The following is a 16,873-nucleotide window of genomic DNA, read 5'->3' on the forward strand; positions in this document are numbered from 1 at the left end:
CGACACCGTAGAGCCATACCGACATTTCCGGCTCCCTGAGCCGGTCCTCCGCACGCGGTCTCGCCACCTAGGACATCCATGCTCGAGATAGAGAACCTCTCCCACGTGTACGGCGGCGGTGGCCCCAACGCTCACCACGCCATCGAAGGCCTGAACCTGAGCGTCGCCGCGGGCGAACTGCTGTGCATCGTCGGGCCGTCGGGCGCCGGGAAGTCGACCCTGTTGCGCTCCATAGCCGGGCTGATCAGGCCGACGGGCGGCGAGGTCAGGGTGGAGGGCGAGCTCGTCCGCCAGACGCCGGACAACCTGGCGGTGGTCTTCCAGGACTACAGCCGCTCGTTGTTCCCGTGGATGTCGGTGGCCGACAACGTGGCGCTGCCGCTGCGCCGCAGGGGCATGGACAAGCAGAAGCGCCGCGAGGCCGCGCAGGAGGCGCTGGAGTCGGTCGGGCTCAAGGGCGCCGAGAAGAAGTACCCGTTCCAGCTCTCGGGCGGCATGCAGCAGCGGGTCGCCATCGCGCGGGCGCTGGCCTACCGGCCCTCGCTCATGCTCATGGACGAGCCCTTCGGCTCGGTCGACGCCCAGACCCGCGAGGACCTCGAAGACCTCGTGCTCAAGGTGCGCGGGCACCACCAGATGACGATCGTGCTCATCACGCACGACATCGACGAGAGCGTCTACGTCGGCGATCGCGTCGTGGTCCTGTCGAAGGCGCCCGCGCACGTGGTCGGCGACCTCAAGGTCGACCTGCCCGGGCCGCGTGACCAGATCACCACCCGCGAGCACCCCGACTTCGTCCACCTGCGCGCCGAGGTCGGCCGCCTGGTGCGCGGCCACGCCACCGTCGCGGACCCCGCTGTCGAGCCCACTTCAGACCCGGACGCCGAACCTGCTTCCGACACGGACGCCGAACCCGCCGCCGAACCCACTTCCGACCCCGTCGCCTGAGCCCGCCGCCCGGCCTTCTGCGGCCGTCCGGGGCGCGCGCGGATCGATGGGCGCGCGCCCGGGGCGCTCGCGCCTATGCCGGCGTGTGCGAGTGGCGGGTGAGCGCGTGTTCCACCAGCGTGATCAGGGTGGATTTCACCGTGTCGCGCTGGCGTGCGTCCAGACGGACGATCGGGATGTGGCCGCCGACGGACAGGGCCTCCCGGATCTCGTCCTCGGCGTGGGCGAACTGGCCGTCCCAGCCGTTGATGCCGATCACGAAGGGCAGCTTGGCCTCTTCGAAGTAGTCGATCGCGGGGAAGCTGTCCGCGAGACGGCGCGTGTCCACGAGGACGACGGCACCGATCGCACCGCGTACCAGGTCGTCCCACATGAACCAGAACCGGTGCTGTCCGGGCGTGCCGAACAGGTACAGAATCAGATCGCGATCCAGCGACACACGCCCGAAGTCCATCGCCACGGTGGTGGTCGTCTTGTTCGGCGTGAGCGAGACGTCGTCGACGTGGGCCGAGGCGTCCGTCATGACCGCTTCCGTGGTGAGCGGCAGGATCTCCGAGACCGCTCCCACGAACGTCGTCTTCCCCACGCCGAAGCCCCCGGCCACGACGATCTTCGTCGAGGTCAGACCGGGGCTAGAGCCTGCGAAGTCCACTGAGCACCCTTTCGAGCAAGTTGAGGTCCGGCTTTCCCGCGTCCAGCGCAGGCTGGTGCACGCGGATCAGGCCCTCCGACGCCATGTCGGCGATCAGCACCCGGACCACACCAAGGGGCTGGCGTAAAAGGGCGGAGATCTCGGCAACCGACCGGACGTTCCGGGTCAGCTGAATGATCGCCTGATACTCCGGACTCAGTAGGGAAATGTCTTGGTATTCCGACGTCACGGAGGACACCAAAGCCTCCATGGCGAACTTCATCCGCGGCGCGGTGCGCCCCCCGGTCACGGCATAGGGCCGTACCAGGGAGCTCGGCTTCTGCGGACGAGGGGCCGCCGGATGCGGCGGAGTGCTATCACCAGCCCAACCCTGACCTGACACCATGATCTCCTGTCACCGCCCGCTAGCGGGGGCGGGCCGCTTGCAGCTCGGCGCGTACGGCCGGGGTGAGCACCTGACCGGCCCGCTCGACCAGCAGCGTCATCTGGTACGCCACCAGGCCCATGTCACAGTCGGGGGCCGCCAGGACGGCCAGACAGGAGCCGTCGCTGATGGACATGATCATCAAGAGCCCACGCTGCATCTCGATGACGGTCTGGGTCACCATTCCGCCCTCGAAGACCCGCGCGGCACCCTGGGTCAAACTGATCACACCCGAGGCGACCGCGGCGAGCTGGTCGGCCCGGTCCTTGGGGAAACCCTCCGAGAAGGCCAGCGGCAGGCCGTCGGACGACACCACGACGGTGTGCGCGACGCCCGGCACGTTGTTCACGAAGTCGGTGATCAGCCAGCTGATGCCACGCGCTCCCTGGCTCATCTCTCTCATTTGTCCTCCTCATTCTCTTCTCCGCGGGTGAACGCGCGGCCTTGCCGCACTCCCTGCTGGAAGCTGGAGAGCCTGCTGCGCAACCGCTCGGGCGAGATCTGCGGCGCCGGTGACGTGGGCTGCGGCTCGGCGAGACTGGCCGTACCCGGCACCAGGTTGGCCTTGGGCACGCGACGCGGCAGACCCGAGGCCGTGGTGCCGGACTGGGCGGGCTGCGCGGCGGCCTGGGCCGCCTGGAAACCGGAGTCGGCGGGCGAGGACCACGACGCGCCGGCGCCGGACTGGCCGGGCTTGCGCTGCGCCAGGCCGGACCGGCCGACCTGCGTCCCCGGCGCGGGCGCGGGCGGCTCGGCGGGCACGGCCAGGTGCACGGCGGTGATCTCGTGCTCGGGCTCGGCGTCCTGCCGGCCGAGCTCCTCGGGGTCGGGCCTGCGGAACCAGTCCGAGCCGACCGAGGAGAAGATCGGCAGGAACTCCTCGCTCTGCTCCTCCATGGGCGAGGTACGCACCACGGGGAGCGGGCCGGTCAGGTCCTGCGAGGAGTAGTCGCCGGGGCCGAACGGGCCGTAGGCGCCGGGCTGAGCGCTCTGCTCGTACTGGTCGGCGGGCTTGGACTCCTCCGCGCCGAACCCCTGGAGGTCGCCGAACGCCGACCGGTACGGCTCCTCGCCGTACGCCGGGGGGCGCGGCCGGTCGATCGACTCGAACAGGGACCGCCGCGACTGCTCCTCCCCGAAGGCCGACTGGCCGAGCGAGGTGTCGCCGAAGGACGGCGAGCCGAAGGAGGACCAGCGGGGCTCCTCCGTGCCGCCCTGCGGCGGCTCGGTGGCGAAGGAGGGCCAGCGGGGCTCGTCGTCCTGGAGGGGCGGCGGCTGCTCGGCGAAGGACGGCCAGCGCTGCTCGCCCCACTGGGCCTGCGGCTGCGGCTCGGGCTGGGCTGCGGGCGGCTCCTCGGCGAAGAACGGCTTGGGCTCCTCGCCGAAGAACGGCTTGGGCTCGTCACCGAAGAACGGCTTCGGGTCCTCGCCGAAGGACGACGGGTTGGGGTCCTCGGCGAACGACGGCCAGCGCGGCTCGTCCTTGGCCGGCTCCTCGGCGAAGGAGCCCCAGCGGGTCTCCTCCTGGGCGGACTCGTCGGCGAAGGACGGCCAGTTGCCGGTGCCCGGCGCGGGCAGCGAGCCCGGCCACTGCGTGTCCATCACCCGGTCCGGCGAGTCCGGCGCGGAGACGTAGGCGCCGCCGCCGTTCTGGCTCGACTGGGCGGGCTGGGCAGGGGCGCCGAACTGGCTCGGGTCGAACGTGGTGAACGCCTCGTACTGGCTGCCGGCCTGCTGCGGCATGCCGGCGCCGCCGCTGATGAGCATGTCGGGCATCATCACCAGCGCGCTCAGGCCGCCGTTCTCCCGCATGCTGAGCTGGACGCGGATGCCGTGGCGCAGCGCCAGGCGGCCGACCACGAACAGGCCCATGCGGCGGGAGACGCCGACGTCCACGACGGGCGGGTTGGCCAGGCGCCAGTTGGCCTCGGAGAGCTCCTCGGGGCTCATGCCGATGCCCAGGTCGTTGATGGAGATCATGACGCCGCCGTCGGCGGCCACGCTGGTGACCTCGACCTTGCTCTCGCGGGGCGAGAAGGAGATCGCGTTCTCGATCAGCTCGGCGAGCAGGTGGACGGCGTCGGTGACGGCCGGGCCGACGATCAGCGTCCCGGACGGGATCTTGATCTGGACCCGCTCGTAGTTCTCGACCTCCGACAGCGAGGCGCGGGCGATGTCGACCAGCGGCACCGGCTCGCTCCACTTGCGCGCGGCCTCCTGGCCGGCGAGGACCAGGAGGTTCTCGCTGTTGCGGCGCATGCGGGTGGCCAGGTGGTCGAGGCGGAAGAGGTTGGCGAGCCGCTGCTCGTCCTCCTCGCCCTGCTCCAGGCCCTCGATGAGCTGGAGCTGCCGTTCGACCAGCGTCTGGCTGCGGCGGGAGAGGTTGACGAACATGGCGTTGACGTTGGCGCGCAACTTGGCCTCGTCGCCGGCCAGCCGGAGCGCCTCGCGGTGGACCTCGTCGAACGCCCGCGCCACTTCACCGATCTCGTCACGGGTGTTGACGCCGACCGAGGGCACCTCGGGCACCTGCGCGCCGTCACCGGACTCGCGCAGGATGCGGACGGTCTCGGGCAGCCGGGTGGTGGCCACCTGGAGCGCCTCGGCACGCAGCCGGCGCAGCGGGCGGACCAGCGAACCGGCCACGCGGGTGGTGATGATCAGGACGAGCAGCAGCAGGACGAGGATGGTCGCGCCGCTGATGATGGCGTTGCGCTGCTCGGTGTCGCTCAGCTCGCGGGCCCTGGTCACGATCTTGGTGGCCAGGCCGTCCTCGACCTTGCGCATGGCGTTGCCGGCCAGGGTGGTGCTGTCGTACCAGCGGCTCAGGTCACGGGCGGAGGTGACGTCGAGGTCCCTGATCCGGTTGTACTCGCGTACCTGGGCCAGGGCGCGCTGGCGCATGGCGTCGGCGCGGTCGATGTCCGGTCCGCGCATGCCCTTCTGGTACGCCTTCAGGTCCGCCGGGTCGGCCGCCTGCTCGAAGGCGGCCAGTTCGGCCTGCTGGCGGCTCCACGAGCCCAGGAACTCCGACAGGTCGTCGTAGTCCAGCTCACGCTCGATGAGCGCGATCATGAGAATGGCCTGCTGCCTGGAGACCTCTTCCTTGACCCGCTGCAGCGAGCCGAGGGCGGCCACGTCACCCTGGAGGTCGTCGTCGTTCACGCCGTCGCCCAGGTCGCCCTGGATCGCGGAGAAGACGCCGATCATCGTCGTGTACGTGGTGATCGCGGCTCGCGGGGGCACGCCCTCGGCGACCATCGAGGCGCGGAGGCTGTCGAGGCCGCTGAGCCACCGGCGCATGTTCTCCACGCCGTCGCGGATACGGGCCGCGTGCGCGGCGTCGATGGCGTTCGCCGAGGCCAGGACCTTCTTCTTGGCCGCGTCGACGGCCGCGCGCTGGGTCTTGAGCTGGACGAAACGCCCCGCCTTCGACTGGTCGGTGACGTACCACGCGGTGAGCGTGCGCTCCTTGGCCAGCTCGTGGTTGAGCCCGCCGATGCGCTGCACCAGCTCGGCGACCTGGGTCAGCCGGCGGTACTCGGAGCTCGTCCCGATGGCGTTGGCGAGCTGCACGCCCGCGAGGAGCACGCCCACGATGGTGGGGATGAGGATCAGCGCGATCAACCTCGAGCGCACACGCCAGTTCCCCAGCCGGAACCTTCCGCCTGTGTACTCCCCTGACCTCGTGTGCCTGGGGTTTTCCGTCCTCACTGACTCTCGCTACCTCTCGCCGGTACGTGCTCGAAAGAAATCAGACACGCGTGTGGCGCATGGGATTCTGTCCGGCTGGGTAATTGGAACACAGTCCGTACCAGACGGCCAACCGTACATTTCCCACTAAATGCGTCCAAAGCTGCGCTTTGGGCGACATATCGCCGTACACGTTTTCAGGCAGGCCGGAACGAATCCCGTTCCGCGGGCGCCGCGTGCTTGACCATCAGGTGCCGCGTCACCGAATACTCCTGCACCGCCTCCTGGCTCATGTCCTTGCCGAACCCGCTGCCCTTCACGCCGCCGTGCGGTGCCTCGCTGGCGATCGGCAGGTGATCGTTCACCCAGGTCACGCCCACGTCGAGCCGGTGCGCCACGCGCATCGCCCGTGCCACGTCCCGCGACCACACCGACGAGGCCAGCCCGTACGGGGTGTCGTTGGCCAGCCGGACCGCCTCGTCCTCGCCGTCGAACGGGAGCACCACAAGGACCGGTCCGAAAAGTTCACCTTGGACGATCTCGCTCTCCTGTGCGACATCGGTCACAAGCGTGGGCGGGTAGAAGAACCCGGGCCCCTCGACCGGCGCTCCGCCGTGCACGATCCGCCCGCCGGAGCGCGCGACGAAGCCGTGCACGCGCTCGCGGTGGGCGGCCGAGATCAGCGGGCCGATGTCCGTCGCCGGGTCCCAGGGGTCGCCCACGGTGATGCCGGCGAGCGTCTCCCGGATGGCCTCGACGGCGTCGTCGTGGACCTCGCGGGCGACGTACACGCGGGTGGCCGCGGTGCAGTCCTGCCCGGTGTTGTACGTGGCCCCCATGGCCACGCCGCGGGCCGTCTCGGCCAGATCGGCGTCCTCGAACACCAGCGCCGGCGCCTTGCCGCCGAGTTCGAGGTGCACCCGCTTGAGCGTGGCCGCCGCGCCGCTCATCACCGCCCGGCCGGTGCCGGTCGAGCCGGTGACGCTGACCATGTCCACGCCCGGGTCGGTCACCACCGCCAGGCCGACCTCGGCGTCGCCGGTGACGGCCTGGACGAGCCCTTCGGGCGCGCCCGCCGCGGCGAACAGCTCGGCCAGGCGCAGCGTCGTACGCGGCGTCTGCGGCGCCGGCTTGATCACCACGGCGTTGCCGGCGGCCACGGCCGGGCCCACCTTCCACACCGCCATGACGAACGGGAAGTTCCACGGCGCGATCGACCCCACCACCCCGACGGGACGGCGCAGCAGCACCGAGGTGTAGCCGGGGCTGAACACCCCGGCGCCCGAGCCCTCCAGGGAGCGGGCGGCCCCGGCGAAGAAGCGCAGGTTGTCGACGGCGAACGGCAGCTCGCCGTCCCTGAACACGGCCGCCGGCTTGCCGGTCTCCTCCACCTCCAGCCTGGTCAGCTCCTCGGCGTCGGCCTCCACCAGGTCGGCGAGGCGCAGCAGCAGCCGCTGCCGCTCGGCGGGGGTGGTCTGCCCCCACTCCTCGAACGCGCCCCGGGCGGTCCGGACGGCCGCCGCCACGTCCGCCACCGGCGTGTCCGGGATCTCGGCGCACGGGAGGCCGGTGGCGGGGTTGATCAGTTCACGCATGGAAGTCCTCGAAATCCCTACTGGCCGAGCTGTTCGATCAGGTCGGCGGCCTTGCGCAGTCCGTCGCGGCGGCGGATCTCCTCGCCCGCGGCGGCCAGCCTGGCGCGCATCTCGGTGTCGCCGAGCAGGCGCTCCACCGCGCCGGTCAGTTCCTCGTCGGTGAAGGTGTAGGTCGAAAGCCTGACACCGTAGCCGAGTTCGTCCACCCGCTGGGCGTTGTCGTACTGGTCCCAGAAGAGCGGCAGCAGGATCATCGGCTTGCCGAAGTGCGCCGCCTCGGTGGTGGTGTTGTTGCCGCCGTGCGTGATGACCAGGTCGCACAGCGGGATGATCTTCGTCTGCGGCAGGAACTCGGCGCCGTACATGTTGTCGGCGAGCTTGATCTCCTCGTGCAGCGGGCCCTTGGAGACGATGTACTGGTGCCGCGTGCCGGCCAGGATGTCGATCACGCGCTGCATGAGCTCCACGTCGGAGGAGCCGAGCGAGCCGAGCGAGAAGTAGACCAGCGAGCCGTCGTTGCGCTCGAAGGGCAGCGTGAAGTCCTCGTCGGTCTCGCGCACCGAGGAGTCCAGCCGGTGCCAGGACGGGCCGAGCGGGCGGGCGTCGGTGTAGTCGAGGATCTCGGGGAAGACGTAGAGGTTGAGGTCGCCCTCGTGGATGAAGTCCAGGTCGGGCAGCGGGGCGGTGCCCTGCTCGACGCACCACTCGTTGAAGGCGGTCCAGATCTCGCGGTGGGTGCGGTCGTACTCGGCGCGGAAGGCGTCCCAGCCGGAGCGATCGTCGGCGGGCAGGCCGGAGAAGACCGGCGCGACGTTCTCGCCGCGCGCCTCCAGCGGGTTGCAGGAGACGATGCGGACGAACTTCTTGCCCGCCGTGAGCAGCGCCGGGAACGTGATCACGTTGTCCTCGACGATCACGTCCGGGTTCACGCGCTCGATGATGGCCTTGAGCTGCGGCTCGCAGTACTTGGCGCCGTCGATGAGGGAGTCCCAGATGGGCTTGGTGACGGTGTCGAGCTGCTCCAGCGTGCTCTTGCGGTACTCCGGCGCGGTCTCGCGGATGAAGTCCTTCCAGAACTGGCCGGCGTCCTGCTCCTCGGCGTTCTCGGCCGGCGGGGCGAGGTCGACGAGGTCCTCCTCGAAGCCGAGCGCTTCGAGCTTGCCCTTCCAGGAGGATTCGGCGGCGAAGACGACGCGGTGCCCGCGGCGACGGAGAATGTCGCCGATGCCGATGCTGTTGTTCGTGGGGCCGTACGCGCTCTCTGGCATGAACAGGATGGTGAGGGACATCGTGAACTCCGGGGGAACTCGTCAAATTGAAGAGGAATTCAAATACTCATCTAGCGTGAAGCGCAAGTTAAGTGCACTATGGTCACGGCCGATCTGAATGGTGACCAAACGCACGGGGGGTGGTGGTCGTGGCCCAGAGAAAAAGCCGTAGTGACCGGCGCATCGACTTGATCGAGGCTGCGCGCCGAGCCATCATCCGGCACGGCATCGACGGTGTACAGCTTTCGCACGTGGCCGAGGAGGCCGGTCTGACCTCCGGAGCCGTGCTCTACCACTACCCCGACCTCGGGGAACTGCTCGTCGAGTCCCAGCACGCGGGCATGGAACGTTTCTACGAGCTGCGCATGCGCCGCCTGGCCGACTTCACCGACCCGGTCGAGAAGCTGGTCGTCACGATCCGGTCGGGATTGCCGACCGGGCCGCTCGACCCCGACGTGCGCCTGCTCAACGAGCTGGGCGGCGCCGCCGGCCGCAACCGGGTCTACGGCGTGCTGCTCACCTCGCTGTACGACCGCCAGGTGTCGATGTACCAGGCGATCCTGGACACCGGGGCCGCGCTGGGGGTGTTCCGGCTGACGGCCGACTCCCTGACCGTCTCGCGCAACCTGGTGGCGCTGGAGGACGCCTACGGCTACCGCATCACCGCCAGGCACCCGCTGATCGGCCCCGACGAGGCGGCCGAGCTGATCCTGTCGTACGCGCGGGCGGCGACGGGCAACGACCTGGCTCATTGATCGACCGTCATGATGACGGCGTCCTGGGCCTCCCAGCGCACCTTGACCTTCGCGCCGGGCTGCACCGTGCTCGCCCCCTGCACCGCGGCGAGCACGGGCTTGGCCCGGCCCGGCACGTCCACGGAGACGTGTGAGACGCCGCCGTAGAAGCTCACGTCCAGGACGCTGCCCTTCAGGCCCCTGGCCGCGCTCTCGTCGGCCAGCTCGATCTTCTCGGGACGCACCGCGAGCAGCGCCTTGGAGTCGGCGGCCGGCTCGCCGAGCGGCGTGCCGGCCAGCATGCCGAACTCGTCGCTCTTGATCCCGTCCAGGCCGGTGAAGACGCCCTCGAAGAGGTTGTTCGCACCGACGAAGTCGGCCACGAACGGCGAGCGCGGGCGCTCGTACAGGGCCACGGGGGCGTCCACCTGGCGTACGGTGCCGCTGTCGAAGACCGCGATGCGGTCGGCCAGCGACATGGCCTCCTCCTGGTCGTGCGTGACGACCACGAAGGTGATGCCGACCTCGTGCTGCAGCCGCTTGAGCTCAAGCTGCATGTCGGCGCGGACCTTCTTGTCCAGGGCCGACAGCGGCTCGTCGAGCAGCAGCAGGCGCGGGCGCTTGACGATGGAACGGGCCAGCGCGACCCGCTGCCGCTGCCCGCCGGAGAGCTGCGCGGGCTTGCGCGAGGCGTGCGCCGACAGGCCGACCGTCTCCAGCACCTCGCCGACGCGCTGCTTGACCTCCTGCCGGGGCAACTTCTCCCGTTCCAGGCCGTACGCCACGTTCTTGGCCACGGTCATGTGCGGGAACAGCGCGTACGACTGGAACATGAGGCTGATCGGCCGCCGGTTGGGCTGCTTGCCCAGCAGGTCCTCGCCGTCGAGCGTGACCGTGCCGGCGTCCGGCGACTCGAACCCGGCGATGATCCGCAGCAGCGTGGTCTTGCCGCAGCCGGAGGGCCCGAGCAGGGCGAAGAACTCGCCCTGCTCGATCTCCAGTGACACGCCGTCGAGCGCGGTGACGTCGCCGAACCTGCGGGTGATCCCGTCAATCCTGAGCACGTGACTCCCCGATCTTGGTCATCCGCTGCCCGGCGATCACCGCCGTGAAGCTCACGAGGAGCAGGATCGCGGCCAGCGCGTTGATCTTCGGGGTCACCCCGAAACGAACCATTGAGTAGATGACGATCGGCAGCGTCGGCTCCGCGTTGCCGATCGTGAAGAAGGCGATCACGAACTCGTCCAGCGACAACGTGAACGCCAGCAGCGCCCCGGCCACGATCCCGGGCACGAGCTGGGGCAGCGTGATCTTCATGAACGTGACCACCGGCCCGGCCCCGAGGTCGCGCGAGGCCTCCTCCAGCGAGGTGTCGGCGTTGGTGAGCCGGGTGCGCACCACGGCCGCGACGAACGCCATCGAGAACAGCGCGTGCGCGATCGTCACCGTGGGCAGGCCGAGCGCGAACTGGGCGTCCCACTGGGCCAGGAACTGGTTGATCAGCGCGTACAGGAGCAGCAGGCCGATCGCGAGCACCAGGTCGGGCAGCACGGCGGGCATGAGCGAGATCGCGTCGAGGATCTTGGACTTGGTGTACCTGGCCAGGCCCACGGCCAGCAGCGTGCCGAGCACGGTGGCGATCGCCGTCGAGCCCAGGGCCACGATCAGCGTGTTGACCAGGCCGTCCCTGATCTTCTCGTCGGCGGCCAGCTCGCCGTACCACTTGAGGCTGAAGCCCTCGTAGGTGTAGGCCGACTTGCCGGAGTTGAACGACATGGCAACCAGGACGAGGATCGGCACGTACAGGAAGACGTAGGTGGCCCAGAAGGGCACGTACAGCAGCTTGGATCTACGCACGGCGGGCCGCCCACGCCTGCACGAGCAGCAACACGATCAGCACCGCGATCAGCGCCAGCACCAGCGCCGAGCCGAACGGCCAGTCGCGCGCGGTCAGGAACTGGTTGCGGACCAGGTTCCCCACCATGATCGACTTGCTGCCCCCGAGCATCTCGGGGATGACGAAGTTGCCGAAGCTCGGCACGAACACGAACATCGCGCCGGTCAGCACGCCGGGCAGCGTGAGCGGCAGCGTCACCTTCCTGAACGTGGTGAACGCCGAGGCCCCCAGGTTCGCCGACGCCTCACGCAACTGCGGGTCGAGCTTCTCGATCGTGGCGTACAGCGGCAGCACCATGAGCGGCAGGTAGGAGTAGAGCAGGCCGGTGACGATCGTGCCCTGGTTGTAGAGCAGCTCCATCTTCGTGCCCAGCAGCGAGTTGATCAGCCCGGGGCCGCTGAGCATGATGATCCACGCGTAGACGCGGATGATGAAGTTCGTCCAGAAGGGCAACACGATCGCCACCAGGGCGATCGTCTTCCACTTCGCCGGGAGCTGGGCGATCAGGTACGCCGTCGGGTAGCCGAGCAGCAACGCGATCACCGTCGTGATCGCCGCGATCTTCAACGAGTCGCCGACCACGCCCAGGTAGAGCGAGTCGGCCAGGCGCTGGAAGTTCTCCAGCGTGAACTCGTAGACCACGCCGCCGAAGCGGCCCCGCTGGAAGACCGTGTAGCTGAGCACCAGCGCCAGCGGCACCAGCAGCAGCACGACCAGGTACGTCAGACCTGGCGACAGGAAAACGAACGCGCCCAGCCGGCGCCCCCGCGTACGGGACACCGGCCGGGCCTTGACCTCGGATCTCACTGCACCAACGACTATCCGGCCGTGACTTCTTGCGACAGGCGGCTGAACTTGGTCGACGCCTGCCCCAGGTCGATGATCGACTCACCGTTGAGCAGCTCCGCGGGCTTGATGTCGAGCAGCGAGCCCTTGGCGATGGTCACCTTGTCCATGGCGGCCTTGTTGGGGACCTTGTAGTTGATGTTCTCGGCCGCCCAGCGGTGGGTCTCCGGGTCGAGGATCATGTTGATGAAGGCGTGGGCCGCCTCCTTGTTCTTGGAGGACTTCATGATCACCATGGTGTCCACCCAGAGGTCGCTGCCCTCCTTCGGCACCACGAACTTGATGTTCTGCTTCTCGTCCGTGGTCGGGCACCAGCCGTCCCACGCCTCGACCATGAGCGCCTCGCCGGACTTCAGCTTGTCGCCGAAGGTGGTGTCGTCGTAGGCGAGCAGGTGCGGCTTCTGGGAGACCAGCAGCTCCTTGGCCTTGGCGATCTCCTCGTCCTTGTCGGTGTTGACCGAGTAGCCGAGTGCCTTGAGCGCGGGCAGGACCAGCCAGCGCTCGGTGGTCATCATGGTGACCTTCTTCTCGGCCCAGGACGGGGGCTTGAGGATGTCGTTCCAGCTCGTCGGCGGCGTCTTCACCAGGTCGCTGCGGTAGCAGATGCCGGTGGTGCCCCAGGTGTAGGGCACCGAGTACTTGTTGCCCTTGTCGTAGGAGAGCTGGGTGGCCTCGGGGTAGAGGTTGGCCAGGTTGGGGATCAGCTCGGCGTGGATGGGCTCCAGCAGGCCCTGGGCGCTGAGCGCCTGGGCGTACTGGCCGGAGACGAACGCCACGTCGATGCCGCTGTCGCCGGAGGCGGTCAGCTTGGCCATCGCCTCTTCGTTGGTCGCGTGCAGGCCGACCTTCATGTCCTTGACCTTGAGCTGCGACTTGACCTTCTCGGGCAGCTCCTTGGGCGTGTAACCGTCCCAGACCGTCACCTGGAGCGACTGCTTGGACAGGTCGGCGTTGGGCTGGAGCTGTTCGGCCTTGGCCGCGGTCGTGCCGTCTGAGCTGTTCGACGACTCACCGCCGCACGCCGCGACGGCTAGCGCGAGGCCGGCCACCGCCACGGCGGCCGGAAGTCGACGGGTGAACCGGGTACGGGACACGGCCGCTACTCCTTCTGGTGCTGAGGGTTGAGGGGTCGCGCGACCTTACTGGACACGGCAGACCAGAGCAGGAGTGTTGCAGCAGAAATCAACATGAGCAAGACTTTTCCCGACATTGCTACCTGGAAGTTTGATCACAGTGTTGAATCGGGATTCAATAACGGATGCGCCTCATCCCGGTCCGTGAGGGACCTCCACCTCGCGTCCGGACCGCCTTTGGGCCGCGCTCTTAGCGCCATCTCTCCTAGCCGTAATCTAGCGGCTCAGGAGCGTGCGATCCCTGTTGGGTACACCGGAAACGGGCGACAAGTCAGGATTCACGCAGCCAGGGATGAGCAGTCACCTCCGGACAGCTCCCGCTCTCCCGTGGCCCGGACACCGAACACGCACGTCGTCGATCTCCGCGTCGGAGAGCGAGCCGTCCCTGGCCGCGGTACGGAGGCGTCCCGCGATCACCACGGACATCTCGCGCAGGTTGGCGGCCTGCACCCTCCGGGCCTCCTCCGCGTTCGCCTTCAGCGACCACCACGCGCCCACCGCCACACCGGCTGCCGCCAGCACGACGATCACCGCCAGAACGGTGACAGCGGCGAGCCGGCCATCACCTGTCGGCTCGGGCTCCTCCGGGCGATCCACCACGGTTCGGACAGTACCCTCCTGTCCGGCGGCGGCGCGACATTTCCCGGTACGCCCGCATTACCGATGGAATCGCGGAGTTGCAGGGGATATCAACATGAGCGAGACTTCCTTCCACACGTCGGACGGGAACCATGGTCAATCTGCTGAACTGGGATTCAATTGAGCGCAGGCTCACCGCCCTGGCGGAGGAGCCCGTGTCCGACCGGGATCACGGCCTGTCCACGAGCCTGCTGCGGGCCCTCGTGGGCGATCCGCCGGCCCCCTTCGGGATCCGCCGCTTCCACCCTCTTCCCGCGCTGAGTGCGACGCCCGCCGAGCGCGGCTTCGGACCGTACGTCGACCAGACCAACCACTCGGTCGTCGTGGACGAGCGGGTGGTCGTGAAGTGGCTGACCCCGCCGGTCCCGCTCCCCCACCCGACGCCCGAGATCTTCGCCCACCTCGTCGAGGTCGGCTTCGCGGACACCGCGCCCCCGTACCTGGCCCTGACGCGGGCCACGGACGCCGGGGAGGAGCTGCTGGCGCTGGTGACGGGCTACCTGCCCGAGGCGCGCGACGGCTGGGAGTGGTGCGTGGACGAGGCCGAGTCGGGCCGCACGGAGTTCGCCGGCGAGCTCGGCCGCCTGGCCGCCGACCTGCACGTGGCGCTGTCCACCCTGCCCGGCGGCTCGTCCGCGCGGTCGGCCGACCCGGCGGCGCGGGCCGCGCGGGCGCTGGCCGAGGCGCTCGACCTCACCGGCGACGCCGACGGCGAGTGGCTGGCCGCCAGGGCCGGCGCCCTGGCCCGCGAGCTGGAGCCGCTGCGGGCGGGCATCGCGAGCCCGGCGATCAGGATCCACGGCGACCTGCACGTGGGCCAGATCCTCAGCTGGCGCGACGGCTACGCCGTGATCGACTTCGACGGCAACCCCACGGTCGCCGACACCGGCGTCCGCCAGCCGGCGGCCAGGGACGTCGCCCAGCTCACCACGAGCCTGGAGCACGTGGCCCAGGTCGCGATCAGACGTCGGGGCACGCCGCCCGCCGACGCCGCGGCCTGGGCGGGCGCGGCCCGTACGGGTCTGCTGGCCGCCTACCGGCGCCGCCTGTCCGAGCAGGGCAGGCCCGACCTCCTGGACGAGACCCTGATCCGCCCGTTCGAGGTCGAGCAGGAGTGCCGGGAGCTGATCTACGCCGCCCGCCATCTGCCCCGCTGGCGCTACGCCCCCATGGGCGTGCTGCGCACCTGGTACCCCGAGGAGATCGTTCCGTGAATTCCGAGCTCTACCTGGCCGACCTGGAGGCCAAACCCGCCGCCCTGGCCGGCCTGGCCGACGGGCTGCGCGCGGCCGACCCCTTCGCCGGGCTGCCCGAGGGCGTCCGCAGGGTGTTGTTCCTCGGCATGGGCAGCTCCCGGTACGCCGCCGGGGTGGCGGCCCTGCGCCTGCGCGCGGCCGGCGTGGACGCCTACGCCGACTACGCCTCGGCCGCGGCGACGTACCCGGCCGGCCCGGACACGCTGGTCGTGCCGATCTCGGCCACCGGCGGCAGCCGCGAGACCCTCGACGCCCTCGCCCGCTACGCGGGAGGCCCGTCGTACGTGGCCGCGATCACCAACGTGCCCGGCTCGCCCGTCACCGAGGCGGCCGACCTGGTCGTCCCCATGAACGCGGGCGAGGAGCGCGGCGGCGTGGCCTGCCGGACGTTCCAGCACACGCTGGCCCTGCTCCTGGCGCTCGAGGCCCGCCTCACCGGAACGGGACGCGACCTGCCCGCGCTGCTCACGCGGGCCGCCGAGGCCACCCGCGACCTCCTGGACCGCCGGGACGACTGGCTCCCGCTCACCATCGAACTCCTCGACGGCCCGCACGGCGTCTACACGATCGCCCCCGCCGAACGGCTGTCGTCGGCCGAGCAGTCGGCGCTGATGTTCCGCGAGGGCCCGCGCCGCGCGGCCGACGCCTGCGAGGCGGGCGACTGGTCGCACGTGGACGTCTACCTCACCAAGACGCTCGACTACCGCGCGCTGCTCTTCCCCGGCTCCGCCTACGACGCCCAGGCCATGGACTGGGTGCGCGAACGCGGCTCCACGGTGATCTCCGTGGGCGGCGAGGTGAAGGACGCCGCGGCGGCGGTCCGCTACGCCCACGACGACGATCCCGACGTGGCGCTGCTCACCGAGACGCTGGTGGCCGAACTGGTCGCCGCCTACTGGTGGAACGCTCAGTAGGAGCGGGCGCTGAGGACGTGCTCGACCAGCGTGATCAGGGTGTTCTTGACCGACTGGCGGGCACGGGCGTCCGTGCGCACGATGGGCACCTGCGGCGAGAGCGTCAGCGCCTCCCGCACCTCGCTCTCCACGTGCGGGAAGTGCCCGTCCCAGCCGTTCAGGCCGACGACGAACGGCAGCCGGGCGTCCTCGAAGTAGTCGACCGCCGGGAAGCTGTCGGCCAGGCGGCGGGTGTCCACCAGCACGATCGCGCCGATGGCCCCGCGTACGAGGTCGTCCCACATGAACCAGAACCGGTGCTGACCCGGCGTGCCGAACAGATAGAGGATCAGCTCGCGGTCGAGCGAGACGCGGCCGAAGTCCATGGCGACGGTCGTGGTGGCCTTGTCCGGCGTGTGCGAGAGGTTGTCGATGCCCTCGGAGGCGTCCGTCATGACGGCCTCGGTCGTCAGCGGCACGATCTCCGACACGGCGCCGACGAAGGTCGTCTTCCCGACGCCGAACCCGCCCGCCACGACGATCTTCGTCGAGGTGAGCGCTGTGTTAGAGCCGGCGAAGTCCACTCAGGACCCTTTCGAGCAGTCTCCGGTCCGGGAGCCCCGCCTCGAGCTGCGGCTGGTAGACCTTGACCAGCCCGTCGGCCTCCATGTCGGCGACCAGCACCCGCGCGACGCCGAGCGGGACGGCCAGCAGCGCGGAGATCTCCGCCACCGACCGCACCTGACGGCACAGCTCGCTGATCGCGCGGTACTCGCGGGTGTAGGTCATGCCGAGTCGCGCCGAGGTCGCCGACGAGACCAGCGCCTCCATGGCCAGGCTGGTACGCGGTGCCGTCCTGCCGCCGGTGACGGCGTACATGCGTACCAGCGAGCTG

General features: G+C 69.7%; 17 protein-coding genes. 4 read left to right on the forward strand and 13 right to left on the reverse strand.

The genetic code is table 11. The features are described from left to right. The first annotated feature begins 78 nt into the window (after nt 1-78). The gene (locus DMB42_RS05710; RefSeq protein WP_125631394.1) at nt 79-948 is read left to right on the forward strand and encodes an ATP-binding cassette domain-containing protein; all 870 of its coding nucleotides are present in this window, start codon (nt 79-81) and stop codon (nt 946-948) included. Nucleotides 949-1,021: 73 nt separating this feature from the next. Here the strand turns inward: DMB42_RS05710 and DMB42_RS05715 are convergent, their stop codons facing one another. The 6 genes from DMB42_RS05715 to DMB42_RS05740 all read right to left on the reverse strand — a co-directional run bounded on the left by DMB42_RS05715 (nt 1,022) and on the right by DMB42_RS05740 (nt 8,601). Continuing rightward, nucleotides 1,022-1,573 carry an ATP/GTP-binding protein gene (locus DMB42_RS05715; RefSeq protein WP_125632602.1) on the reverse strand — a complete coding sequence of 184 codons (552 nt, stop codon included), beginning with the start codon at nt 1,571-1,573 and terminating at the stop codon, nt 1,022-1,024. A 7-nt stretch (nt 1,574-1,580) separates the two neighbouring features. Next, complete coding sequence (locus DMB42_RS05720) at nt 1,581-1,985, reverse strand: DUF742 domain-containing protein (protein ID WP_055507219.1); 405 nt, start codon at nt 1,983-1,985, stop codon at nt 1,581-1,583. A gap of 19 nt (nt 1,986-2,004) precedes the next feature. Further along, nucleotides 2,005-2,418, reverse strand: a complete 414-nt coding sequence (locus DMB42_RS05725) for a roadblock/LC7 domain-containing protein (protein WP_201760494.1) — start codon at nt 2,416-2,418, stop codon at nt 2,005-2,007. Nucleotides 2,419-2,423: 5 nt separating this feature from the next. Further along, a complete protein-coding gene (locus DMB42_RS05730; RefSeq protein ID WP_125631396.1) occupies nt 2,424-5,663 on the reverse strand; it encodes a nitrate- and nitrite sensing domain-containing protein in 3,240 nt (1,079 codons plus the stop codon). Between the two features lie 251 nt (nt 5,664-5,914). Next, nucleotides 5,915-7,312, reverse strand: a complete 1,398-nt coding sequence (locus tag DMB42_RS05735) for an aminobutyraldehyde dehydrogenase (protein WP_125631398.1) — start codon at nt 7,310-7,312, stop codon at nt 5,915-5,917. A gap of 17 nt (nt 7,313-7,329) precedes the next feature. Next, nucleotides 7,330-8,601 carry a glycosyltransferase gene (locus DMB42_RS05740; RefSeq protein ID WP_125631399.1) on the reverse strand — a complete coding sequence of 424 codons (1,272 nt, stop codon included), beginning with the start codon at nt 8,599-8,601 and terminating at the stop codon, nt 7,330-7,332. A gap of 128 nt (nt 8,602-8,729) precedes the next feature. On the opposite strand from DMB42_RS05740, the gene DMB42_RS05745 reads away from it, so the two are divergent. Then, nucleotides 8,730-9,335, forward strand: a complete 606-nt coding sequence (locus DMB42_RS05745; protein WP_260477513.1) for a TetR/AcrR family transcriptional regulator — start codon at nt 8,730-8,732, stop codon at nt 9,333-9,335. Here DMB42_RS05745 and DMB42_RS05750 read toward each other — a convergent pair. The 5 genes from DMB42_RS05750 to DMB42_RS05770 form a co-directional block, all read right to left on the reverse strand. Beyond that, nucleotides 9,329-10,378 (reverse strand): ABC transporter ATP-binding protein, encoded by a 1,050-nt coding sequence (locus DMB42_RS05750; RefSeq protein WP_125631401.1) that lies wholly within the window; start codon nt 10,376-10,378, stop codon nt 9,329-9,331. The genes DMB42_RS05745 and DMB42_RS05750 overlap by 7 nt on opposite strands. After that, a complete protein-coding gene (locus DMB42_RS05755; RefSeq protein WP_125631403.1) occupies nt 10,365-11,171 on the reverse strand; it encodes an ABC transporter permease in 807 nt (268 codons plus the stop codon). Before DMB42_RS05755 ends, DMB42_RS05750 begins: the two co-directional genes overlap by 14 nt. Then, nucleotides 11,164-12,018: an ABC transporter permease gene (locus DMB42_RS05760; protein ID WP_221762028.1), complete on the reverse strand. Its 855-nt coding sequence runs from the start codon at nt 12,016-12,018 to the stop codon at nt 11,164-11,166. The genes DMB42_RS05755 and DMB42_RS05760 overlap by 8 nt, the downstream gene beginning before the upstream one ends. An 11-nt stretch (nt 12,019-12,029) precedes the next feature. After that, nucleotides 12,030-13,151 (reverse strand): spermidine/putrescine ABC transporter substrate-binding protein, encoded by a 1,122-nt coding sequence (locus DMB42_RS05765; RefSeq protein WP_125631405.1) that lies wholly within the window; start codon nt 13,149-13,151, stop codon nt 12,030-12,032. 339 nt (nt 13,152-13,490) lie between these two features. Continuing rightward, entirely contained in the window at nt 13,491-13,790 is a 300-nt protein-coding gene (locus DMB42_RS05770) for a hypothetical protein (protein WP_125631406.1), read from the reverse strand. A 131-nt stretch (nt 13,791-13,921) separates the two neighbouring features. Between DMB42_RS05770 and DMB42_RS05775 the strand changes: the two genes are divergently transcribed. Further along, entirely contained in the window at nt 13,922-15,043 is a 1,122-nt protein-coding gene (locus DMB42_RS05775; RefSeq protein WP_125631408.1) for a hypothetical protein, read from the forward strand. Then, nucleotides 15,040-15,999 (forward strand): SIS domain-containing protein, encoded by a 960-nt coding sequence (locus tag DMB42_RS05780; RefSeq protein WP_125631410.1) that lies wholly within the window; start codon nt 15,040-15,042, stop codon nt 15,997-15,999. The genes DMB42_RS05775 and DMB42_RS05780 overlap by 4 nt, the downstream gene beginning before the upstream one ends. Here DMB42_RS05780 and DMB42_RS05785 read toward each other — a convergent pair. Further along, the gene (locus tag DMB42_RS05785; protein WP_125631412.1) at nt 15,993-16,562 is read right to left on the reverse strand and encodes an ATP/GTP-binding protein; all 570 of its coding nucleotides are present in this window, start codon (nt 16,560-16,562) and stop codon (nt 15,993-15,995) included. The two genes, DMB42_RS05780 and DMB42_RS05785, sit on opposite strands and share 7 nt — an antisense overlap. Then, entirely contained in the window at nt 16,543-16,857 is a 315-nt protein-coding gene (locus DMB42_RS05790) for a DUF742 domain-containing protein (RefSeq protein ID WP_260477580.1), read from the reverse strand. The genes DMB42_RS05785 and DMB42_RS05790 overlap by 20 nt, the downstream gene beginning before the upstream one ends. Between the last annotated feature and the right edge of the window lie 16 nt (nt 16,858-16,873).

Origin of the sequence: Nonomuraea sp. WAC 01424, assembly GCF_003947315.1 — a bacterium.
Lineage (GTDB): Bacteria > Actinomycetota > Actinomycetes > Streptosporangiales > Streptosporangiaceae > Nonomuraea > Nonomuraea spiralis.